The organism is Flavobacterium sp. KACC 22761, from assembly GCF_034058155.1.
In the GTDB taxonomy this organism is placed as follows: Bacteria; Bacteroidota; Bacteroidia; order Flavobacteriales; family Flavobacteriaceae; genus Flavobacterium.
In genome coordinates, this window is sequence record NZ_CP139148.1 from 3,473,305 (window position 1) to 3,497,201 (window position 23,897).

Annotated in this window: 17 protein-coding genes; 12 read left to right on the top strand and 5 right to left on the bottom strand. The window is 35.7% G+C overall.

Translation table 11 applies throughout. The features are described from left to right. Positions 1–135: 135 nt before the first annotated feature. The 4 genes from SCB73_RS15085 to SCB73_RS15100 all read right to left on the bottom strand — a co-directional run bounded on the left by SCB73_RS15085 (position 136) and on the right by SCB73_RS15100 (position 3,054). The gene (locus SCB73_RS15085) at positions 136–420 is read right to left on the bottom strand and encodes a GNAT family N-acetyltransferase (RefSeq protein WP_320567033.1); all 285 of its coding nucleotides are present in this window, start codon (positions 418–420) and stop codon (positions 136–138) included. Positions 421–425: 5 nt separating this feature from the next. Further along, the gene (locus SCB73_RS15090) at positions 426–821 is read right to left on the bottom strand and encodes an OsmC family protein (protein WP_320567034.1); all 396 of its coding nucleotides are present in this window, start codon (positions 819–821) and stop codon (positions 426–428) included. Positions 822–823: 2 nt separating this feature from the next. Then, positions 824–1,705, bottom strand: coding sequence for a pirin family protein (locus tag SCB73_RS15095; RefSeq protein WP_320567035.1), 882 nt, complete (start codon positions 1,703–1,705; stop codon positions 824–826). 248 nt (positions 1,706–1,953) lie between these two features. Then, the gene (locus tag SCB73_RS15100) at positions 1,954–3,054 is read right to left on the bottom strand and encodes a DNA alkylation repair protein (protein WP_320567036.1); all 1,101 of its coding nucleotides are present in this window, start codon (positions 3,052–3,054) and stop codon (positions 1,954–1,956) included. 293 nt (positions 3,055–3,347) lie between these two features. Here SCB73_RS15100 and nadC point away from each other — a divergent pair, with 293 nt between their 5' ends. The 7 genes from nadC to priA all read left to right on the top strand — a co-directional run bounded on the left by nadC (position 3,348) and on the right by priA (position 9,608). Then, entirely contained in the window at positions 3,348–4,205 is an 858-nt protein-coding gene (nadC, locus tag SCB73_RS15105; protein WP_320567037.1) for a carboxylating nicotinate-nucleotide diphosphorylase, read from the top strand. A gap of 113 nt (positions 4,206–4,318) precedes the next feature. Next, positions 4,319–5,242 (top strand): YihY/virulence factor BrkB family protein, encoded by a 924-nt coding sequence (locus tag SCB73_RS15110; RefSeq protein WP_320567038.1) that lies wholly within the window; start codon positions 4,319–4,321, stop codon positions 5,240–5,242. Positions 5,243–5,244: 2 nt separating this feature from the next. After that, positions 5,245–5,670: a DUF2147 domain-containing protein gene (locus SCB73_RS15115; protein WP_320567039.1), complete on the top strand. Its 426-nt coding sequence runs from the start codon at positions 5,245–5,247 to the stop codon at positions 5,668–5,670. Between the two features lie 16 nt (positions 5,671–5,686). After that, positions 5,687–6,427 carry a subclass B1 metallo-beta-lactamase gene (gene bla-B1-FLAV / locus SCB73_RS15120; RefSeq protein ID WP_320567040.1) on the top strand — a complete coding sequence of 247 codons (741 nt, stop codon included), beginning with the start codon at positions 5,687–5,689 and terminating at the stop codon, positions 6,425–6,427. Positions 6,428–6,649: 222 nt separating this feature from the next. After that, positions 6,650–6,796, top strand: coding sequence for a hypothetical protein (locus SCB73_RS15125; RefSeq protein ID WP_320567041.1), 147 nt, complete (start codon positions 6,650–6,652; stop codon positions 6,794–6,796). A gap of 147 nt (positions 6,797–6,943) precedes the next feature. Next, entirely contained in the window at positions 6,944–7,123 is a 180-nt protein-coding gene (locus SCB73_RS15130) for a HepT-like ribonuclease domain-containing protein (protein WP_320567042.1), read from the top strand. A gap of 34 nt (positions 7,124–7,157) precedes the next feature. Then, positions 7,158–9,608: a replication restart helicase PriA gene (gene priA / locus SCB73_RS15135; protein WP_320567043.1), complete on the top strand. Its 2,451-nt coding sequence runs from the start codon at positions 7,158–7,160 to the stop codon at positions 9,606–9,608. Here priA and SCB73_RS15140 read toward each other — a convergent pair. After that, a complete protein-coding gene (locus SCB73_RS15140; RefSeq protein WP_026729423.1) occupies positions 9,605–10,303 on the bottom strand; it encodes a LytR/AlgR family response regulator transcription factor in 699 nt (232 codons plus the stop codon). The genes priA and SCB73_RS15140 overlap by 4 nt on opposite strands. 177 nt (positions 10,304–10,480) lie before the next feature. Between SCB73_RS15140 and rpsF the strand changes: the two genes are divergently transcribed. From rpsF to SCB73_RS15165, 5 genes are all read left to right on the top strand, one after another. Next, positions 10,481–10,822 (top strand): 30S ribosomal protein S6, encoded by a 342-nt coding sequence (gene rpsF, locus SCB73_RS15145; RefSeq protein WP_068842999.1) that lies wholly within the window; start codon positions 10,481–10,483, stop codon positions 10,820–10,822. Between the two features lie 5 nt (positions 10,823–10,827). Beyond that, positions 10,828–11,124 carry a 30S ribosomal protein S18 gene (gene rpsR / locus SCB73_RS15150; protein WP_002987043.1) on the top strand — a complete coding sequence of 99 codons (297 nt, stop codon included), beginning with the start codon at positions 10,828–10,830 and terminating at the stop codon, positions 11,122–11,124. Between the two features lie 64 nt (positions 11,125–11,188). Beyond that, positions 11,189–11,629 (top strand): 50S ribosomal protein L9, encoded by a 441-nt coding sequence (rplI, locus tag SCB73_RS15155; RefSeq protein ID WP_320567044.1) that lies wholly within the window; start codon positions 11,189–11,191, stop codon positions 11,627–11,629. Positions 11,630–11,748: 119 nt separating this feature from the next. Next, entirely contained in the window at positions 11,749–12,222 is a 474-nt protein-coding gene (locus SCB73_RS15160; protein WP_320567045.1) for a DUF6495 family protein, read from the top strand. A 1,338-nt stretch (positions 12,223–13,560) separates the two neighbouring features. Further along, positions 13,561–23,868, top strand: coding sequence for an Ig-like domain-containing protein (locus SCB73_RS15165; protein WP_320567046.1), 10,308 nt, complete (start codon positions 13,561–13,563; stop codon positions 23,866–23,868). Positions 23,869–23,897: the final 29 nt, after the last annotated feature.

Here is a 23,897-nt window from a genome sequence, read left to right on the forward strand (position 1 = left end):
TTCCAAGCTTAACTAAGTAGAAACGCAAAGTTCGCAAAGCTTTGTCTAAAAAATCTTTGCGAACTTTGCGTAATTCTTTGCGAACTTTGCGGTTTAAAAAAACTTAGAACCTTAGCATCTCAGTATCTTAGAAACTTAAGAAAAAAGTACATCACGTATTTCTTCCACTTTATCAAAAACACTTTTTGCAAAAGGACAAAGTGGGATAATTTTTAAGTTGTTTTCTCTCGCATATTCTACGGCAGCCATAACCAGTTTTTTACCAACACCTTTTCCGTTAAAATCCGGACTTACTTCAGTATGATCGATTATAAATTTTGAGTCTCCTGCCCAAGTATAAGTCATTTTTCCTGCTTCTTTTCCGTCTTCTACGGCTTCAAAATAGCCTCTTCTTGTATCGTTTATTTGTTGAATTTCCATGATAATTATATTAGTGTGGTTTTGATTTCGATTGAATGTGTCAATGTTTTATGAATTGGACAACTGTTTGCAATCGTTTCTAATCTTTGTTTTTGCTCTTCGTTGACTTCCCCTATTACTTCGATTCTTCGGGTAAATGAAGTACAATTTCGCTCTGAATCTCTTTCAAAATCAATTTTGATATTGATTTCTTCAACGTTCCATTGCTTGCGATTAATATACATTCGTAAAGTAATCAACGTGCAAGAAGCCAATGACGAAGCCAAAAGTTCTGTTGGATTTAGTCCTAAATTTTTTCCGCCTAATGATTGTGGTTCGTCAGAAATTAAGACATTTCCACTTGCCGAAGTGATTTCCGTTCGATACAAACGCGTATCTATTTTTGCTGAAATTGTATCCATAATTATTTAATTCTTGGTTCTGGTAATGGCACAAATTCTGTTTCGCCAGGAACTTTTGGGAAAGTTTGGTTTGTCCAGTCAATTTTAGCTTTTTCGATAAGGTTTTTGTCTGATGAAACAAAGTTCCAAAAGATAAAGTGTTCTTCAGGAAATGGCTGTCCACCAAAAAGATAAACCGTAGAATTTTCAGAAATTTCAAACTCGCAAAGCGAAGCTTCAGTTGTAATTAAAATCTGTTTTGGATCGTAAACATGTTCGCCATTTTTGATGCTCCCTTCTAAGATATATAAACCGCTTTCGCCAAATAAGTGATGTCCAATATTGATTTTCTTGGCTTCTTTGCTTTTAATTTCAATAAAATACAACGGACTATAAACAGGAACTGGAGATTTTTTGCCAAAAGCTTCGCCAGCAATTAATTTGTATGAAACGCCATCTTCTTCCCAAGCCGGAATATCGTCAGCTTCAACATGCGTAAAATTCGGTTCCATTTGCTCCAATTCTTTTGGAAGCGCCACCCAAATTTGCAATCCATGAAGCATTTTATCTGTATGTCTTAAATATTCAGGAGTTCTTTCAGAATGCACGATTCCTTTTCCAGCGGTCATCCAATTTACTGCGCCAGGTTTTATTTCTAATTCGGTTCCTAAACTGTCGCGATGCATAATGCTTCCTTCAAACAAAAAAGTAAGCGTTGAAAGTCCGATATGCGGATGCGGAGGAACATCCATATTTTCATGGTCACTTAAATGTGCCGGTCCCATATGATCGATAAATACAAATGGCCCAACGGCTCTTTTTTCACGGAAAGGCAATAAACGGCCTACCAAAAAATTGCCAATATTGGCAGCACGTTCTTCGATAATTAAACTGATATTTGACATGGTATTATTTGATTTGAAAACAAAATTACAGTTGTGATAGAAATCTGTAACTTAATTTAGATTAAGAAAGTTGTTTTTTGTGTTAGCTATAAAAGTAGGCAAAATGTAGAATATTTCAAATTGTTGATTTTATGCTCTTTTTTGTCAGACTGAGCGGAGTCGAAGTTACATTTGCCGAATCACTTTGCGGGACTTCGACTCCGCTCAGTCTGACAGCAGTGATTTCGTTTCTGTCTTTAATCTAAATTTTAATCTACCAGATCAAACTCCAAAACCTCACTTTCAGCACCATTAATAATAATTGACAATTGATGCGCTCCAGTATAAAAAACACGAGTTGTAATCAATTTAAAAGACTGATTTCTTTCAATTTTAGTCAATTGATTTGGATGATAAATTTTTTCACTGATTTTAAAGACTTTTTTCGCCAAATGACCTTTTGCTTTTTTATAATGAACGGCATATTCCAAACGAACCGTTTTTGGCTCTTCATTTTTATTATTTAAATGAAATTGAAACTGCAGATAATCACCAATTTTAACCACAGGCGTTTTGATTTCGAAAGAAGAAAGTTCAATATTCGTACTTTCTAAGCCATAATGGCTTAATATTTCTGGATGACCTTGTTTTAATAAAGTTCTGCATCCGTGTTTAATAATTCCATCCGTTTCTTTGCTGTGACCTTTCCATTTATTGGCGATTTCTAACACAATCTGCGGATTATCTTTTACGATATCATTTAAGTTATTGGCAACGCTTCGGCGAACATATTCTGAAGGATCGTTTTTTAGATTTTCTAAAATAGGAAGAATAGAAGAAGGATCTTTTTTCAGAAACGGAATCGCCATTGCCCACGGTAATCTCGGACGTGAACCTTCACTGGCCAAACGACGAACATGATGATTTTCATGCAAAGACCATTTTAACATTTCGTCAATCATTTTTTCTTTATATTTTAAAATAAAAGGACGAACAGCAAATTCACAACTGATAAATTGGGTTATGGTTACAAAGGCTTTCGCCGAAGTTTCAAAATCGTCTAGACCATACATTTCGATATAATCGGCAAAGAAAATAAAAGCCAAATTGCTGTCGGAAAAGTTGTTTTTCTTTAAATTTTCGATGATTTTATCAATTAGAGAAACGGCTTCGGGAAAGTTTTGAGGCATAAACTGATGAAAAACAGCAGTAGTATGTTTCATTCTTTCTTTCCATTCTTTTTGAGCAAAATCGCCTTCGTAAATGGCTTGTATAAATTTTTGTTTGTTGAATGTTGGATGCACTTCGGCGACAGCCTGACCAAATTTTTCGTAAAAAGAAACCGAGTAAATATCTTTAATTAATCCCATGATTTTGTTTGAATGAACCTCAAAGATATTTAATGTTCTTTGAAATTTCTACCATTAAGGCATTAAGTTTATTAGGTTTTTTCGCTTAATTTTTCTTGGCCAGTTGCTTGTTTAAAAAAGAAATATTTTAAGGTCATTGCTTAAAAGTGGCATTTAAGGGTTAGAACTTAATTTTCTTAATTTCTTAATGGTTTAAAAAGAAAATTTTAGTGTTTTGAAAAAATTTTCATGTTAAGTAAACTTTCAAATCCATAAAATATATCCTAATTTAGCATATTATTAAAAACAGAAAAATGATAAGTGAAGCTCAATTTCAAGCAGAATTACAACTTTTGATTAGTAATGCCATTAGAGAAGATGTTGGTCCGGGCGATTATAGTTCGTTAGCATGTATTCCAGATACGGCACATGGTCAGGCCAAATTATTGGTAAAAGATCAAGGAATAATTGCTGGCGTTGAATTGGCTAAAATGATATTTGAACATGTCGATCCAAAACTGAAAGTGAAAACTTTTATCGAAGATGGTACTCGTGTTGAATATGGAGAAGTTGTTTTTGAAGTTTCGGGAAGTTCACAGTCTATTTTAAAAGCCGAAAGAGTGGTTCTGAATACCATGCAACGTATGTCGGCCATTGCTACAAAAACGCATCATTTGATGCAATTGTTAGAAGGAACTGGAGCGAAAATTTTAGATACACGCAAAACAACGCCAAATTTTAGAGTGGCTGAAAAATGGGCGGTGAAAATAGGCGGAGGCGAAAATCATCGTTACGCTTTGTATGATATGATTATGTTGAAAGATAATCATATTGATTTTGCTGGCGGAATTACCCTTGCAATCAAAAAGACCAAAGAATATTTAAAAGCCAATAATTTGGATTTAAAGATTATTGTGGAAGCCAGAAATCTAGATGAAATTCGTGAGATTTTATTAAGCGACGGTGTTCACAGAATTTTAATCGATAACTTTAATTATGAGGATACTAAAAAAGCAGTTGATTTAATTGGTAAAAAATGCCAAACGGAATCTTCAGGAAATATCAACGAAAAAACAATTCGCGAATATGGTCTTTGCGGTGTGAATTATATATCTTCGGGAGCTTTGACACATTCTATTTACAATATGGATTTGAGCTTAAAAGCGTTTTAGTTAAGTTATGAGTTTTGAGTTATAAGTTATGAGTTAAAATTTTGTGGTCTATCCCGATAGCTATCGGGACTAAACTCATAAATCTAAACTCTAAAATCTAAAATCAACAAAATATGTCGCAAGAAATAGAAGCCCGGATTGAGAAACTGCCTGTGGTACGTTCTTTAGCCCGACTTTTAAAGAAAATAAAACTGCCTTGGCTGGAAGGCTTTTCGTTGTATGATTTGATCGAAATGTACGTTATCGGTATTATTGATGGCGCATTTTCGTATCATGCGAGTGCGGTTTCTTTTAGCTTTTTTATGGCTTTGTTTCCGTTTGCTTTATTTATTTTGAACTTAATTCCGTTTATTCCAATTGATAATTTTCAGGATGATTTTCTTCAGTTTGTCCAACAGAGTGTTCCTCCAAATACATTCGACGCTATAAGTAAAATTATCAGCGATATCTTAAATAATAGTCATTCCGGATTATTGTCAACGGGTTTTTTTCTGTCTATATTCTTGATGGCAAACGGAATTAACGGAATTTTAAGCGGTTTTGAATCCTCTAAACACGTTTTTGATAAACGTGGCTTTTTGCATCAATATTTAGTAGCGCTGGCGATTTCACTTGTAATGACCGTTATTTTGTTTGTGACAGTAGCAACAATTGTCGTTTTTGAGGTGTTTATTCAAAAAACAATCATCCAAGATGTGCTTAGTGATCGAATTCCGTTGATAATTTTGGGTCGATATTTGTTTGTTGTTTTGATGATTTTGATAACATCTTCAATATTATTGCGTTATGGTACTAAACAGTACAATAAAGTGCCTTTTATAAGTATTGGATCTGTTTTTACAACGGTCTTAATTGTTATATCTTCGTTCTTTTTTGGGATTTGGGTTATAAAATTCTCAAAATATAACGAACTTTATGGTTCAATTGGGACATTATTAATTCTAATGTTCTACATTTGGATAAACTGTATGATTCTGCTTTTAGGGTTCGAATTGAACGCTACAATCAGAAAATTAAAACAAAAAAAAAATAAATAAGTATGAAAAATTTGATGCTAACTATCGGAGTGTTCTTCTTTGCGCTGACCATGCAAAGTCAAAGTGTAATTGGAAAATGGAAAACAATTGACGACGAAACCGGAGAAGCAAAATCAATCGTAGAGGTTTACGAAAAAGGAGGGAAAATTTACGGAAAGGTTGTTGAGATACTTCGTGAAAATCATAAAAAAGATGTTTGTTCCAAATGCGATGGTGCTGAAAAAAACAAACCAATTCTTGGAATGATTATTATCAACGGACTTAAAAAAGATGGTTCAGAATATAATGACGGAACTATTTTAGATCCTACAAATGGTAAAAAATACAAATGTTATATCACTTTAGAATCTGCTGATAAATTAAAACTTCGCGGGTATGTTGGGATTTCTTTAATGGGAAGAACACAATACTGGACACGAGTGAAATAACTAATTCAAAAAATACATGCGAAAATTAGCTTCGATAATTTTATTCTTAGTTTTAACTGCAAATAGCTTTGGACAATCTAAGAATTCGCCATTACAAATAAGTCATCTTACGGGTGACTTTTATGTTTATAAAACGTTTCATGATTATAAAGGAACGTTGATTTCTGCCAATGCCATGTATCTGGTTACAGATAAAGGTGTTGTTTTGTTTGATGCTCCATGGGATCAAACACAATTTCAGCCTTTATTAGATTCAATAAAAGCAAAACATAATAAAGAAGTCGTAATGCTTTTTGCAACACATTCACATGATGATCGCGCAGGCGGATTTGATTTTTACAGAAAAAAAGGAATTAAAACGTATTCAATTCAATTGACGGATGATATTCTGAAAAAGAAAAATGAACCCAGAGCCGAATTTATAATCCCGAATGATAAAATTTTTACAGTTGGACAATATACTTTTGAGGTTTATTATCCAGGAAAAGGCCATGCGCCAGACAATATTGTAGCTTGGTTTCCAAAAGAAAAAGTGTTGTACGGAGGTTGTTTTGTGAAAAGTGCCGATGCTCAGGATCTGGGTTATTTAGGAGACGCTGATGTGAAAGAATGGAAAAATTCAATTGCAAGAGTTCAAACTAAATTTAAAAATCCAAAGTATATTATTCCGGGGCATGACGATTGGACTAATATTGAATCTTTAAATCATACTTTGAAATTGGTTGATGAGTATTTGGCTAAATCTTTAGAGAAATAATAGAGAGCCTTATCTTTATTGGAGGAATAGTGTAATTTGTTTATATTTGAGTCAGATAAAATTTTAAAAAATGAACTTTTTAGAAGATCACATATTAGATATTTCTAAGCTTTGTAAAACACACAAAGTAAAGGCTCTGTACGCTTTTGGTTCAGTGCTTAGAGAAGATTTAATGATAAAAGTGATGTCGATTTAGTCGTTGATTTTAAAGCTTTAGATGTTTTGGACTATGCAGATAATTATTTTGATTTTAAATTTTCTTTAGAAGAAATTTTCAAAAGACCAATTGATTTGTTAGAAGAAAAGGCAATTAAAAACCCTTATTTTAAAGAAAACTTAAATAAGCAAAAGCAATTAATTTATGGATAACGATATTAAAACTTGGCTGTTTGATATTCTGAATTCTATAAATGAAATTGAAAGTTATTTTCCAAAAACGATGCAATTTCAGGATTATGAAAGGAATATGCGTACTAAACGGCTGTGGAAAGAAATGTTGAAATTATAGGTGAAGCGATGAGTCGGATATTAAAAGTAAACAATGAAATTCAAATAACGGATTCCCGAAAAATTGTTGACGTAAGAAATAGAATTATTCACGGATACGATTCAGTTTCTGATGCTGTAATCTGGGGTATTGTGATAAAACAGCTTCCCATTCTTAAAAAAGAGGTTGAAAAAATACTTGCAGAATAATTAAAAATTATTCAAAATCCCATAAAATTTCTACATGTTTTTTATCGAAGTTATTTTACCGCTTTCCTTAGCAAAAACGTTTACTTATCGAATTTCTGAGGCCGAATTTCATTTCATTAAAAAAGGAATGCGCGTTGCGGTACCTTTTGGTAAAAACAAAATTTACACGGCGCTTGTTCTGGATATTCATGAAAATGCGCCAACATTATATGAAGCCAAAGAAATTCATCAAATTTTAGATGAAAAACCAATCGCGACAGAAATCCAAATTAAGCATTGGCTCTGGGTTGCAAATTATTATATGTGTGCAATTGGCGATGTATATCGCGGTGCTTTTCCGACGGGATTATTGCTGGAAAGTGAAACCATTATTTCGCACAAACCAGAAGTTTTGGTTAATGATTCTGAACTTTCAGATGATGAATTTTTGGTCTATGAAGCTTTACAGCATCAAAGCTCATTGAAAGTTCAGGAAATCGCTTCGATTTTAAATAAGAAAAATATACTTCCGGTTCTTCAAAAATTGATCAGCAAAGATATTATTGTTTTAGAAGAAGAAATAAAAGAAAGCTATAAGCCAAAAATGATTCGATATGTGAAATTACATTCGAAATACGAATCGGATAATGGTTTGGCCGAGTTGCTTGAAGTCTTGAAAAGCGCTAAGAAACAAAAAGAAATTGTTATGGCATTTTTTCAGCTGAGCGCTTCTGAGAAAAAGCCAATTACGGTAAAAAGACTGACTGAGTTTTCTAATGTTTCGTCTGCAGTTGTAAAAGCATTGGTTGAAAAAGAAATTTTTGAAGAATATTTTTTACAGCATGATAGGGTTACTTTTAGTGGTGAAAAATCAGAAAACGAACTTCAGTTAAGTGAAGCGCAGGAGAATGCCTTTAAAGCAATAAAAGAAAATTTTCTTGAGAAAGATGTTTGTTTGCTTCATGGTGTAACTTCAAGTGGAAAAACAGAAATCTATATCAAGTTAATTGAAGAATATTTGCAAACTGGAAGGCAGGTGTTGTATTTGCTTCCAGAAATTGCAGTCACCACACAATTAGTTGCTCGTTTGCGTTTTCATTTTGGAGATAAGGTGGCGGTTTTTCATTCAAAATATAATAATAATGAAAGAGTTGAGGTTTGGAGGCAAACGCTTGAGAATTCAGAAAAAGCGCAAATTATAATAGGAGCAAGATCAGCTTTGTTTTTGCCTTTTAATGATTTGGGATTGTTGATTGTTGATGAAGAACATGAACAAACATTTAAGCAGACTGATCCTGCGCCAAGATTTCATGCAAGAGATGCGGCAATTGTATTGGCTAATTTTCATACTGCAAAAGTAATTTTAGGTTCGGCAACTCCAAGTATTGAAACTTATTTTAATACACAAAACAATAAGTATGGACTGGTGACTCTTAGCGAACGTTATAAAAATGTTCGTTTGCCAGAAGTCGTGTTGGTTGATTTAAAAGACAAACATTTTAGAAAAAGAATGACAGGACATTTTAGTGATGTTCTTATTGATGAAATTGCAGAAGCTATGTCTTTAGGCGAACAAGTCATTCTATTTCAAAACAGAAGAGGATATTCTCCTATTATGGAGTGTTTGCGATGCGGTCATGTGCCACATTGCCAACAATGCGACGTAAGTTTGACGTACCATAAAAATAAAAATCAGCTTCGATGTCATTATTGTGGTTATTCAATTGCAAAACCTACTAATTGTCATAGTTGTTCCAGCATCGATTTGACAACGAAAGGTTTTGGAACAGAACAAATAGAGCAGGAGTTGGCATCGCTTTTTCCAAAAGCAAAAACGGCAAGAATGGACCAAGATACCACAAGGGGCAAATTTGGTTTTGAAAAAATTATAGATAATTTCAAGAACCGCGAAATTGATATTTTGGTAGGAACTCAAATGTTAGCTAAAGGTCTAGATTTTGAGAATGTAAGCTTGGTTGGAATTATGAATGCCGATAATATGTTGCATCATCCCGATTTTAGGGCTTTTGAACGCAGTTTTCAAATGATGACCCAAGTTGCTGGAAGAGCCGGAAGATCTGAAAAACAAGGAAAAGCGGTTATTCAGACTTATAATCCAAATCATAATACGATTCAGCAAGTTACAAACCATAATTATATAGGTATGTATAAGGAGCAGTTGTACGACAGACAGATTTATAGATATCCGCCTTATTTCCGCATCATCAAATTGACATTGAAACACCGCGACTTTGATCGATTGAAAGAAGGGTCGATGTGGTTGTATCAGGTTTTGAGCCAAAATTTGAATATGCCAGTTTTGGGGCCAGAAGAGCCGGCGATAAGCAGAATCAGAAATGAGTATATCCGAACGATACTAATTAAGATTCCGCAAAATCTTCATTTAGGAAACACAAAAAAGACTATTCAGAAAATGTTGAATAGTTTTGAAGCTGTAGCACAGTACAGATCGATAAAAGTTACTGTTAACGTTGATTTCTATTAAGACGACGTTGACAATGCTTTTACCAAATCTTCTTTTTTGTTTCGGCTTAATGGGATTTTTGTAATTCCGATTTCGGCAAACTTGCTGTTGAAGCGTTCTACTTTATCAATATTAATGATATAAGATTTGTGCACTCGAATAAATTTATCTTTCGATAAATCATTTTCAAAAGATTTCATAGTCGAAAGCACCAAATTGCTATCATCTTCGGTAACGACTCTTACATAATCTCCAAAAGCTTCAATCCATTTGATTTTAGCCGTAAAGATTTTGAGTTTTTTAAGATTACTTTTGATGAAAATATGTTCGCCTTCTTCTTCTTTGACTTCTTTTTTAAGCAAGTGCATATCGATTGCCCTTTTGACAGAAGCGTTGAAGCGATCAACTGCGATTGGTTTTTGCAGATAATCCGTAGCATCATAGTCAAAAGCTTTTAAAGCATATTCGGCTTTAGAAGTGATAAATATAATTTGTGGCTTTGATTTTAGTCCGTCAAGGAAGTCAAAACCATTGATAACAGGCATTTCGATATCAAGAAATATTAAATCGATATTATTTAAAGAGATACAGCTTTTTGCTTCTATTGCATTAGAAAAGTCCCCGATTAAGTGCAAACCTGGGTGATTATTAACTAATTTTGCAATAATCGTCCTTTGTATAGAACTATCATCTACAACAACACAGTTTAGTTTCATAACATTTAAATTTAGAATAAATTCAGGATAGCAGTAGTAAATGTATTGTTTTTTTGGAAAAAAAACTAAACTGAGCGAGTATTTTTTGCTTTATGACGAATAAAAGCAAAAAAAAGTTGGATATACAGAAATAATGCTTACTTTTGCACCCAATTTTAACAAATAAATATTTTATTTATGAATCATTATGAAACTGTTTTCATTTTAAATCCCGTTTTATCTGAGGTTCAGGTGAAGGAAACAGTAACGAAATTTGAAGAATTTCTTACTAGTAGAGGAGCAGAAATGGTATCGAAAGAGGATTGGGGTCTTAAAAAAATGGCTTACGAAATCCAAAACAAAAAAAGTGGTTTTTATCACTTATTCGAATTCAAAGTAGCTGGAGAAGTTCTTTTAGCTTTTGAAACTGAATTCAGACGTGATGAAAGAGTTATGCGTTTCTTAACTGTAAGTTTAGATAAACATGCTATTTCATGGGCTGAGAGAAGAAGAGCAAAATTAAAATCTACTAAAGCGTAATTATTATGTCTACAATCGAACAATCTGCAAAAGGAAAAAAAGACGGAGATATCAGATATTTAACGCCTTTAAACATTGAAACTAACAAAACTAAAAAGTATTGCCGTTTCAAAAAATCAGGAATCAAATACATCGATTATAAAGATGCTGATTTCTTATTGAAATTCGTTAATGAGCAAGGAAAAATTCTTCCTCGTCGTTTAACTGGAACTTCATTAAAATACCAAAGAAAAGTTTCTGTAGCTGTAAAAAGAGCTCGTCACTTAGCTTTAATGCCATACGTGGCCGATTTATTAAAATAATTAAAAACTCTAGTCGCTGGTTTCTAATAATAGAACCTAACTTCTAAAATATAAGGACAACAACATGGAACTTATTTTAAAACAAGACGTACAGAACTTAGGATTTAAAGATGATGTAGTATCTGTAAAACCTGGTTACGGTCGTAACTTTTTAATTCCTCAAGGTTTTGCTACTTTAGCAACTCCTTCTGCTAAAAAAGTTTTAGCTGAAAACCTAAAACAAAGAGCACACAAAGAAGCTAAAATTGTTGCTGATGCAAAAACATTGGCTGAAACTTTGAAAGCTCTTGAAATTAAACTTACTGCAAAAGCTGGTGGAGAGAAACTTTTTGGTTCTATCACTAACATCGATATCGCTGAAGCTTTAGAGAAATCTGGTAATGCTATCGATAGAAAATTCATCACTAGCGGTGTTGTAAAACGTATTGGTAAATACAATGCTACAGTTCGTTTACACAGAGATGTAATCGTTGAATTAGCTTACGAAATTGTTGCTGAAAAGTAATAGTTTTAAAAATCTATATAAAAATCCCGATGAAAATCGGGATTTTTTTGTTTAATAGAAAAAACAATAAAGTGTTATTCGCTTGAAGTTTATAACATAATGCATAAAGCATAAATAAAATGAAATACGCAAGATTAACAAAAGAGCAATTTGATGAATTGCATGCAGAATTTGCAAGTTTTTTAGCAACTCAGGCAATTGATAAAGCGGAGTGGGATTCTCTTAAAATAAATAAACCTGAAGTTGCTGAGCAGGAATTAGATGTTTTTTCAGATTTGATCTGGGAAGGCGTTTTGAGTAGGGCCGAATTTTTAGAGCATTTTTCTAAAAATCATATTTTTTTATTTCAATGTTTCGAGACTTATGTTCAATCTATCGTTTTGAAATCGCTAGTTCCAGAAACTGATTTTTTAACTCAAGAAGGTTTGCAGTGGTTGAGTGATAATATGTTTACGGAAACAATAGAAATGAAAGTTGGAAAAAAAGTTTTTACTGAAGATCGAAATTCTTCAATTTTTGAATTGATTCAACAAGGGGCTTTTTTAAGTGATGGACAATTGTTTAAACAGATCAATTCGATTATTGAGTCTTAATTAGGCGATAAATTAGTTTTTTAAATATTAAAAAGATTAAACAGTTTGTTGTAAAATTGTTTAATCTTTTTTATTTTTTTAACATTTGTTTAATCTTTATTTTTTTTTCGAGCACGTAGTTTTACGTGTTTATTTCAGTTTTCTCAATATTTTAAGACTTTTGCGTTAAAAAGATAATATTTCTATCTTTTTTAGATTTATTGTTAAATCTATAACGTTTGAATTGGATTAATTGTAGGTTTTTTCTTTGATAATTAAAAATTAACGTTAAATAAACGTGTTTTTAATACACTTCATAAAGTTTGTTTTTCCTAGTAAAAATGGTGTTTTTTCTTATGTATTTGTCGTTTATGTCGCTTTTTTCAATTCAGATCTAGAAAAAAAATGGAAATATTAGATTGTTATTTGATTTTATTTTTCCTATTTTTGAAATAGAAAGATTAAACAAAACAACTTGGTTTCTTAAAATGAGATCTTTTTTAGAGTAGTTTGTTTAATGTTTTGAATTTTGAACTAAAAGTGTTTATCGGTATTATTTTTTAAGTAACTTAATTAATACGCGTATGGAATTGACAATTACTCTCATTATCAAGTTTGCATTAGGTGTTCAAATTATTCTTACTCTATTAAGCTTATTGTTAGCTATAAAATTTGCCCACAAGTTTTCATTGTATTCAACTTTGGATTTGTTCCAAAAATCTATTCATAATAGTATTAATTTGTTTTCAAGCCCCTGTCGGCGGCTTTGCTAATGAATAATGTTGTGTCGTGTTTGTTTTTTAAATAATTGCGATCATTATTATTTATTGCTTTAAAAGTTTCAATGTTTTGGATTTTTCTGAATAGAAAATCTGACGGAGCCTAATCAACTTCTATAGCTTTGGAACTAGAATATGAATAAAAAAATTCCCCCGCACATAGTAATTTAATTTTTCTTTTATGAAAATTAAGCTTCAAACAAATCACTTCGTTAGGAAGAATGGTCTAGATCAGTATTTCCTAAAGGTTTTGAGGAACTCATTATTCAAAATGAATAATAGTGCTCTATGGTATACATAGTTATGTGTAATCCAAATGTTTTTTAAACTGAAATGTAATTTATAGGTAAGCCCCAAATACTTTAAATTATATTTTAAACTGTTGATTATTAGTGTTTTTTAAAATTGCATAAACATACGTGTTTATCGCAGCAGGTTTTTTATTGTCCATTTTCTAATCTTCCAAATTATGAAAAGAAATTTTACTTTTTGCGATCTCATCTTTAAGAAGAGATTAGTGGGGCTATTATTTTTATTCCTATTATGTAGTAATGCTTTTTCGCAGTCTGTTTGTAGACCAGTGTCTCAAACAAACAGTGAAGCAGGTCTATTATGTGTAGGTTTAGATGTAAGTAATCCCACATTGGCCTACGACAATGATCCGGGGCTAACGACATTTGCGACGCTGCAAAATGCGGTCGGACTTCTTTGTATGGTCGAAGAGACCATGACATTGAATCAGACTGTTAAAGCGGGCGATGAAATTGTACTTTATTTGGGTACAGGAAATGGTTTGCTTGATGTTGGACTATTGTCTAACGTATCCATTCAAACCAAACTTTCCGGAACAAATGTAGGTCCAAGAGTGGCGCTTAACAGCCCAGTTTTGAACCTAAGTTTGTTATCTGGCAATGCCATCGGAGAGGTGAGATACACTGTACCGGGTGATGCCAATCAAGTACAAATTCAAGTTGGAGGACTTTTAAGTCTTCTGGTTAGTTTAAGAGTTTATGATGTTCGATTGGATTTTGCTAAACCTACAGTAACAGGAGGCTTAAATCAAACGATTTGTTCTGGAACATCAACAACTTTGACTGCTACTTCTGTGGCTGGTACTACTTTAGCTTGGTACAGTTCGGCTTCTTCGACAACAGCATTGGCAACAGGAAACACTTACACAACTCCAAGCTTAACAGCAAACACTACTTATTATATAGGAGTAGCTCGAGCAGGTGGATGTGAAGGAAATAATCGAGTACCAGTTGTTATTAATGTCTCTAACCCGGTAGCACCTGCAATTAGTTCTTCAGGAACGGCAGTGTGTTCTTTTGGCGCGACGCAGCAAACTACATTGTCTTTGATAAATCCGATTCCGGGAACCACTTATAATTGGTATTCTGTATCATCAGGAGGAACAGTATTAGCAACAGGAAATTCTTATTCGCCAACAGTTCCTCTTGGTACGACTAGGTTTTATGTGGAAGCAGTTATCGGAAGTTGTATAAGTCCGACTCGTGCACAAGTTGATGTTGTATCGACTGCAGTTCCTGCGGTTGCTATAGCATTGACGCAAAGTGTAACTATTCAATCAGGACAAAATGCGACTTTAAGTGCAACAACATCTGAAGTTGGAGTGACTTTAAATTGGTACGATGTTCCAACAGGAGGAACGGCAATTGCAACCAATACATCAACGTTCACCACTCCAATTTTAACTGCTTCAAAAACGTACTATGTAGAAGCTCAAAGTGTAACTGGCGGTTGTGTTAGCGCATCAAGAACTGCGATTACAGTAAATGTTATAAATACTCCGGCTGGTGGCTGTTTATTAGCAAACAGTCAACAAACCAGTTTAAATGGTCTTTGTTTATTGTGTAGCAGTACAAATCCTGATAATTCTGTTGACGGAGATATTAATACTGCAGCGCGTTTAACAGTTCCTGTTGGTTTGATAAATGGCTGGATTCAGCAAACATTGCAATTTAACAATCCTGGTAAAGTAGGAGATATTATAGATGTTGAATTAGAATTGCCAGGCGGTGTTCTTGATTTAAGTTTATTAAATTATATCAGTTTAGCAACTTACAATGGAACAACTTTTAATAATGACAGAGTTTCAATAAATAATTTATTGAGTGTTCAATTATTGGGAGGAAACCGCTTTAGAGCTAGTATTACTGCTGGCGCAAATTTTGATCGTGTAGAAGTTCGTTTAGGTGGTTTGGTATCGGCTTTGACAAGCTTGGATATTTATCAAGCAAGTTATAGATATGCTGATCCAAATGTTACTGGAAATAAAATTATTTGTAGTGGACAAAATACTACACTAACTGCAGGCCTTGCTGTTGGAGAAACCGTTAACTGGTATTCTGCAGCCACTGGCGGCGCTTCATTGGCAAGTACTGCAGCTTTTACCACACCAAATTTGACTGCCAATACAACTTATTGGGCAGAGATAACTCGAAATGGTTGTGTAAACAGTGTACGCTTTGCAGTCCCAATTACGGTTAATGATCCTGTAGTAGCGACTCTAACAGGAGGTTCTGCAAGTATCTGTCAAGGACAAACGGCTACCATAGCAGTTCAGTCTCCGGTAGCGGGAACAACTTATAACTGGTATGATGCGGCAGCAGGTGGTAATTTGGTGTTCACAGGAACTTCTTTTACAACACCAGCTTTAACATCTTCAACAAACTATTATGTTGAATCCGTAATTGGAAGTTGTACAAGTCCAACTCGTGCACAAGCATCTATTACTGTTAATCCATTGCCAGCAGATCCGACTGTAGCTTCTTCGACAGTAATAATTCCGTCAGGGCAAGTTGTTACTTTGCAGGTTTCAAATCCTGTGGGAGGAGTAGTTTATGACTGGTATGACGTGCCTACAGGAGGAACAGCTTTAGCGACTAATCCTAGTTATACTCCAAGTCCAGCTTTAACGGCAAATAAAACATATTACATTGAAGCAAGAAGTGCTTCAAATTGCGTTAGTGCTACAAGAACTACAATAAATGTTGTGGTTACGCCTCCGGCGCCAATTACATCTTGTTTGCAAGCAAATGCACAAGTAACTTCAAGAGGAGGTTTGACAGGTTGTTTGTTATGTTCCTCTGCTAATGACGCTGATTCAGTTGATGGCAATGATGCGACAGCAGCAAGACTTTCTGTTGCACTAGGTCTAGTTGATGATTATATGCAGCAGATGCTTACTTTTTCGACTTCAGGAAAATCGGGAGATATTATAGATGTTGAATTAGGTATTCCTGGTGGAATAGCTGATGTAACTGCACTTTCTTATATAACTTTAAGAAGTTATAACGGAGCAACACCAAATAGTGATCAAGTTAATATAGGCTCATTAGTTAGTGTTCAATTATTAGGAGGTGATCGTTTTAAAGCAAGTTTTACAACTTCTGGGGATTTTACAGCTGTAGAAGTTCGATTAGGAGGACTAGCAACTGTAATATCTAGTTTAGATATTTATGGGGCTTCGTTTAGATACAAAGAAGCGAGTATTACGGGTGCTTCTTCACCAATATGTTCAGGAACTTCAACAACATTAACAGCTTCAACTACGGCAGGCGATGTACTTAATTGGTATGATGTTGCTAGTGCAGGAACAGCTTTGGCCTCAAACACAAATACGTATAATACAGGAAATTTAACAAGTTCAAAAACATACTATATTGAAACAGTAAGAGGTACTTGTGTTAATAGTGTACGTCAGCCAGTAACGGTAACTGTTCTACCATTAGCAGTTGCGTCAAATGTTACGATTGCTAGTTCAGTAGTGTCATCTTGTGCAGGAACTGCAGTGTTGTCTCCAACTTCTAATTTGACAGGAGCACAATTTAAATACTATACAGATCAAGCTAAAACACAAGAAATTACAACTGGTTCAACAGTAGTGGCACAACCTGGGATTACTTTTTCTAAAGATCCATCTACTGGAGCACTTACTATTAATGGCTTTACTTCTGGTACATCTTATACATATTTTGTTTCTGTTGGAAATACTGTAACTTGTGAAAACGATGCAAATACGCTACAATCAGTAGTTGTTAATTTTCCAGCAACTACTACAACTTTGGCTGTAACATCTCCATTAGTTGCGTGTGGAAGTGCTAACTTAAAAAATGCTATTACGGCATTTGACACAACTGGCAATACAACATATACTTTCTTTGACCCTTCAGACGCAGTTATGACAGATGAAGCAGCTATGAACATAACAATTAGTGGTGTTTACTCGGTTCAGGCTCAAGCAAACGGAGTTGATTGTCCATCTACAAAACAAGCAGTAAATGTAACAATTAATCCGCTGCCAAGCTTGACTGTCGATCCTGCTCAATCTGTTGCTCAAGGTACAAATGTAACTTTAAATGCAACTTCGAATGGAACATTGGCATGGTATGATCCGCAAGGAAATGCATTGGCAGGTCCTCCTTTTTCTACGGGAGCATTAAATGTTCCGGGAATTTATACTTATACTGTTGTGGCGACATTAGGATCATGTTCAGTAACAGGGACACTTTCTATCAATGTTAAAGATCCAGACAATTGTCAATCATTAACTGAAAGAGTATATGCTACAGCACAAAGCTCTGGCTCAATTGTAACTGGAGGAGTTTCTAACGGAGCTAACGCAGTTGATGGAAATCCACAGACATTTTCAACTATCACAACAGGAGTTGGACTTTTAGGAATTGGTACAACTTGGCAAGATTTAACCTGGCCAGCAACGATTGCAAAAGGAACACCAGTAAGTGTTAAGCTTGGTTCTGAATACAGCGGTTTAGGTGTTGCACAAGGAGTTTCTGTTATTGGAAGAAAAGCTGGAGTTGATATCGGAGTAATGCAATCTGTTTCTGGAGCGTTATTGAATGTGCTTCCGGGAGATAATGCGTATGAATTTACTTTTGTTCCTTCAAATGCAGCAGGTCCGCAAGATTATGACGGAATCAGAATTATATCAGGAGCTGTTTTGAGTGTTGCTCAAAATACGAAAGTTTATGAGGCTTATTATAAAAAATCGGTTACTACTGTTGCATGTACACCTGGTGACATTCAAGATATTTTTTACGGAACAACTGATTTAGGACTTCCAGTTGGAGCACTGACTTCAACTGTTGGAGTAAGCGATGCTTGGAATGTAGCTGATAATGATGTTACAACTTTCGCAACAATGTACAGTGGAGCAGGAGTTCTTGCTTCGGCAGATATGACAGTTCAATTTAAAACGCCATCTGTTGTTAGCGATACATTAAGAATTGTGATTTCAAAACCAGGTACAATTTTGAACGTTAATTTATTGACAGGTTTTAGCATTCAGCGTTATTTAGGAAACGTTGCAGTTGGAGCTCCAATTCAAAATAATAGTACATTACTAAGTTTGAAATTATTATCGGCAAATACAATGGCGATGGTATTGGTTTCTTCACCAACAGAATCGTATGATAGAGTGAGAATTCGTTTTGGTGGTGTTGCAGGTGTTCTAGAATTTTTAAGAGTTCACACAGTTGAGCGTGTTGCAAATACTTCGGTTATAGGAGGAGACCCAACTAATAAGGTTACAGTTTGTCCAGGAGGTACAGTAACGCTCCAAATACCACAAGAAGCTTGTTCGACTTATGTTTGGTATGATTCCCCTACAGGTGGTGCAATTGTTGCTAACGGTATTACTTATACAGTTCCAGCTACATTAGCTGCGGGAATATATAAATATTATGTTCAGCCAGTTCGTTACGGATGTGAAGCAATGACAAGAGGCGAAGTTACAGTTGAGGTTAGAGCAACTAGTCCAGAAAATATTTTAGCTGACATTACATTGAACGGCGGATCAGCAACTTCAATTTGTGCACCTTCAGGAACTGTAACTTTGGCTACAAATTTGGTTGGAACATTTACAAATCCAGTATATCATTGGTACAAATTTGATGGAACAACAAGCCAGCCAATCGCTGGTGCAACAGGGCCATCATTAACGGTGACTAGTTTAGTGCCAGGAACCTATACCTATTTTGTTGGTGTGAGTTCAGATGAATATTGCGAAACTGCCGAAGCAGATAGAAAACAAATAACATTTACTATTTTGCCTCCGTCAGTGGCAACGGATATTCAAGTAGACGATGTAACAGTATGTAATGGAGTTGCAGCGTCATTGACACCAACTGCACCAACATTGACAAATCCTGTTTTCACTTGGTACGCTGACAACAATAAAACTCCTCTTGTAAACAACACGCCTGCAGGAGTAACTTATTCAGTAAGCACGATGGGAGTTTTAACAGTTACAGGTTTAACACGAGCTGTGAGCCCAATAACTTATTATGTTGCAGTTTCTAGCGATGGAACTTGTGAAAATCTTGCAGGAACATTACAAGATGCTGTAATTATTATTAGTGATCCAAATACACCAACTACAACAAATTCTACTCAGAATTTCTGTTTGATCAATAATCCAACAGTTGCTAATATCCAAGTAAATGAATCTAATGTAGTTTGGTACAATAGCAATACATCAACAACCCCTTTATTATCTACTGATGCTTTAGTAAACGGTACTTATTATGCTACAGCAAAAGATCCGATTACGAATTGTGAAAGTAGTGTTCGTCTGGCGGTTGTTGTTAACGTGAACGATCCTGGCACGCCGACATTGGTAAACGCAGGAACACAAAATTTCTGTTTGGTAAATGCTCCAACATTTGCAAGTGTTCAATTTAATGAAACCGATATCGTTTGGTACGATGCCATGACAGGAGGAAATGCAATTCCGTCAACTCAGGCATTGGCAAATGGCACTTATTATGCTGCAATCAGCGATCCGGCAACAGGTTGTGAAAGCGCGACAAGATTGAGTGTAACAATAAGCGTTAACGATCCGGGCACACCGACATTGGTAAACGCAGGAACACAGAATTTCTGTTTGATCAATGCTCCGACATTCGCAAGCGTTCAGTTCAATGAAAGTAATATCGTTTGGTATGATGCCTTGACAGGAGGAAATGCAATTCCATCGACTCAGGCATTGGCAAGTGGCACATATTATGCCGCAATCAGCGATCCAGCAACGGGCTGCGAGAGCGCGACAAGATTGAGCGTAACAATAAATGTAAATGATCCTGGCACACCGACATTGGTAAACGCAGGAACTCAGAATTTCTGTCTGATCAATGCTCCGACTTTTGCAAGCGTCCAGTTAAACGAAACCAATATTGTTTGGTACGATGCAATGACAGGAGGAAACTTGATTCCATCGACTCAGGCATTGGCGAGTGGTACTTATTACGCTTCAATCAGCGATCCAGCGACAGGCTGTGAGAGCGCAACAAGATTGGCAGTTGTAATCAATGTAAACGATCCAGGCACTCCGACATTAGTAAATGCAGGAACACAAAACTTCTGTTTGGTAAATGCTCCGACATTTGCAAGCGTTCAGTTCAATGAAACCAATATCGTTTGGTACACTGCCTTGACAGGAGGAACATTGATTCCATCAACTCAAGCTTTGACTAACGGAACTTATTATGCTGCAATCAGCGATCCGGCAACAGGATGCGAAAGCGCGACAAGATTGAGCGTTACAATAAATGTAAGCGATCCGGGAACTCCGACATTGGTAAATGCAGGAACACAGAATTTCTGTCTGATCAATGCTCCGACATTCGCAAGCGTTCAGTTCAATGAGAGCAATATCGTTTGGTATGATGCCATGACTGGAGGAAATGCAATTCCATCGACTCAGGCATTGGCAAGTGGCACATATTATGCCGCAATCAGCGATCCAGCAACGGGCTGTGAGAGCGCGACAAGATTAAGCGTAACGATAAATGTAAATGATCCGGGAACTCCGACATTGGTAAACGCAGGAACACAGAATTTCTGTTTGATCAATGCTCCGACTTTTGCCAGCGTTCAGTTCAATGAAACAAATATTGTTTGGTACACAGCGTTGACAGGAGGAACATTGATTCCATCAACTCAAGCCTTGGCAAGTGGCATTTATTACGCTGCAATCAACGATCCGGCAACAGGTTGTGAAAGTGCGACAAGATTGAGCGTAACAATAAATGTAAACGATCCGGGAACTCCGACATTAGTAAATGCAGGAACACAAAACTTCTGTTTGGTAAATGCTCCGACATTTGCAAGCGTTCAGTTCAATGAAACCAATATCGTTTGGTACACTGCCTTGACAGGAGGAACATTGATTCCTGCAACTCAAGCTTTGACTAACGGTACTTATTATGCTGCAATCAGCGATCCGGCAACAGGCTGCGAGAGCGCTATAAGATTAAGCGTGACAATAAGCGTTAACGATCCAGGAACTCCGACATTGGTAAACGCAGGAACACAGAATTTCTGTTTGATCAATGCTCCGACTTTTGCCAGCGTTCAGTTCAATGAAAGTAATATCGTTTGGTATGATGCCTTGACAGGAGGAAATGCAATTCCATCGACTCAGGCATTGGCAAGTGGCACATATTATGCCGCAATCAGCGATCCAGCGACGGGCTGCGAGAGCGCGACACGATTGAGCGTAACAATAAATGTAAATGATCCGGGCACACCGACATTGGTAAACGCAGGAACTCAGAATTTCTGTCTGATCAATGCTCCGACTTTTGCAAGCGTTCAGTTCAACGAGACAAATATCGTTTGGTACGATGCTAAGACAGGAGGAAATGCAATTCCATCGACTCAGGCATTGGCAAGCGGTACTTATTACGCTGCAATCAGCGATCCAGCGACAGGCTGTGAGAGCGCAACAAGATTGGCAGTTGTAATCAATGTAAACGATCCAGGCACTCCGACATTAGTAAATGCAGGAACACAAAACTTCTGTTTGGTAAATGCTCCGACATTTGCAAGCGTTCAGTTCAATGAAGCAAACATTGTTTGGTACACTGCCTTGACAGGAGGAACATTGATTCCATCAACTCAAGCTTTGACTAATGGCACTTATTATGCTGCAATCAGCAATCCAGCAACAGGATGCGAGAGTGCAACAAGATTAAGTGTGACAATTAATGTGACAAATCCAGCGACTCCAACAACTACAAATGCAACTCAGGTTTTCTGTTCAGGAAATATGCCAAAAGTTTCTAATATTCAAGTAAATGAAGCAAATGTGGTTTGGTACAGTATTATAACAGGCGGAACTGCAATTCCTGCAACAACTTCGTTAGCGACTGGCGTTTATTATGGAGCAATCAAAGATCCGGTAACTGGTTGTGAAAGCAATGTAAGATTAGCTGTAAATGTTACAGTTGGAAATACAATTAATCCTACTACAACAAATGCTTCTCAAAGCTTCTGTTCAACATCAGCACCGACAATTGCGAATATTCAGGTAAACGAAAGTAATGTAACTTGGTTTAGTTCAGCGACTGGCGGAACAGCAATTCCAGCAACAACGGCTTTAACCACAGGTACTTATTTTGGAAATATTGTAGATCCTGCTACAGGATGTGAAAGTTCAACTCGTTTACAGGTTACGGTTACGGTTACAAACCCAAGTCCGACACCAACAACAACGAATGCAGTTCAGAACTTCTGTACACTAAATGCACCAACAGTTGCTAATATTCAGGTTAATGAAGCAAATGTAGTTTGGTATAGTACACCAACAGGAGGAACAGCAATTCCAGCAGCAACAGCATTGGTTACAGGAACATATTACGGAGCTGTTTCAAGTGCAATAGGTTGTGAGAATCCAGTACGTTTGGCAGTTGTGGTAAATGTAAATACTCCGGGAGTGATTACAACACCAAGAACAACACAAACATTCTGTTTGTCAAAATTGCCAACACTTGCGAATATCTTAGTAAATGAACCAAATGTAGTATGGTATTCTTCTGCAACAGGCGGAACACCTTTAGCAGCAAATACACAATTAACTGCTGGAACTTACTATGCTTCGGCTCTTGCAAGTACAACAAATGGATGTGAAAGCGCAACAAGATTAGGAATCACAATTGCTTTTGAAAATGATGCTTTGGTTCCAATTACAACAAGCGACGATACTCCATGTGTTTTCCAAGGTGTAACTTATTCAGTAGCAAATGGTAAATCAAATTATGTTTGGTCAGTTACCAACGGAACAATTATTTCTGGCGGAGGAACTGCTGATGGAAATGTAACAATTTCATGGTCAGATATTGGTTCTGGTCAAGTAAAAGTTACATACATCAACACTTGTGATGAAACAACTACTAAAACATTAAATGTTACAGTAGCAACTTGTTCAGATTTAACAATTACTAATACAGTGAGTAATCCAACTCCAAATTTTGGTGAGCAGATAACATTTACAGTAACAGTAAATAATGTTGGACAAGGAAACTTCATCAATACACTTGTAAGCGACTTATTGCCTAACGGTTATGAATTAATTAGTTCAAGCACAACTCAAGGAACATTTGACCCAATAACACAGCTTTGGACAATTCCAACACTAAATGCTGGTCAAAGTGTAGTGCTTACAATTGTTGCTGAAGTAGTTCATGGAACTGATTATTTATCTGTTGCAACTATTGAAATTTCAACTCCTTTAGATATTTCTGCAGCAAACAACTCGGCTTCCGCTTCTGTTGATCCAATTTGTTTGACAGTGTATAATGAGTTTACACCAAATAATGATGGTGCTAATGATTTATTCCGAATTGACTGTATCGAATCGTATCCAAACAATGAGTTGAAAGTGTACAACAGATATGGTGCATTGGTTTACAGCAAACAGCATTATGAAAATGATTGGAACGGAACGGCCAATGTGTCTGGAGTTATTAGTAGAGGAGATATGCTGCCAACAGGTACTTATTTTTATGTGATAGACATTGGAGACGGAACGGTTAAAAAAGGATGGTTATCTATAATGAGATAAGCAGACAATGTTAATCATCTAATTAATTA

Coding starts and splice junctions, on each gene's coding strand:
- bla-B1-FLAV (WP_320567040.1), top strand. CDS start 5,687: ATGCGAAAATTAGCTTCGATAATTTTATTCTTAGTTTTAACTGCAAAT.
- SCB73_RS15140 (WP_026729423.1), bottom strand. CDS start 10,303: ATGAAACTAAACTGTGTTGTTGTAGATGATAGTTCTATACAAAGGACG.
- SCB73_RS15085 (WP_320567033.1), bottom strand. CDS start 420: ATGGAAATTCAACAAATAAACGATACAAGAAGAGGCTATTTTGAAGCC.
- SCB73_RS15090 (WP_320567034.1), bottom strand. CDS start 821: ATGGATACAATTTCAGCAAAAATAGATACGCGTTTGTATCGAACGGAA.
- nadC (WP_320567037.1), top strand. CDS start 3,348: ATGATAAGTGAAGCTCAATTTCAAGCAGAATTACAACTTTTGATTAGT.
- rpsR (WP_002987043.1), top strand. CDS start 10,828: ATGTCTACAATCGAACAATCTGCAAAAGGAAAAAAAGACGGAGATATC.
- rplI (WP_320567044.1), top strand. CDS start 11,189: ATGGAACTTATTTTAAAACAAGACGTACAGAACTTAGGATTTAAAGAT.
- SCB73_RS15110 (WP_320567038.1), top strand. CDS start 4,319: ATGTCGCAAGAAATAGAAGCCCGGATTGAGAAACTGCCTGTGGTACGT.
- SCB73_RS15130 (WP_320567042.1), top strand. CDS start 6,944: ATGAGTCGGATATTAAAAGTAAACAATGAAATTCAAATAACGGATTCC.
- priA (WP_320567043.1), top strand. CDS start 7,158: ATGTTTTTTATCGAAGTTATTTTACCGCTTTCCTTAGCAAAAACGTTT.
- SCB73_RS15115 (WP_320567039.1), top strand. CDS start 5,245: ATGAAAAATTTGATGCTAACTATCGGAGTGTTCTTCTTTGCGCTGACC.
- SCB73_RS15160 (WP_320567045.1), top strand. CDS start 11,749: ATGAAATACGCAAGATTAACAAAAGAGCAATTTGATGAATTGCATGCA.
- SCB73_RS15095 (WP_320567035.1), bottom strand. CDS start 1,705: ATGTCAAATATCAGTTTAATTATCGAAGAACGTGCTGCCAATATTGGC.
- rpsF (WP_068842999.1), top strand. CDS start 10,481: ATGAATCATTATGAAACTGTTTTCATTTTAAATCCCGTTTTATCTGAG.
- SCB73_RS15100 (WP_320567036.1), bottom strand. CDS start 3,054: ATGGGATTAATTAAAGATATTTACTCGGTTTCTTTTTACGAAAAATTT.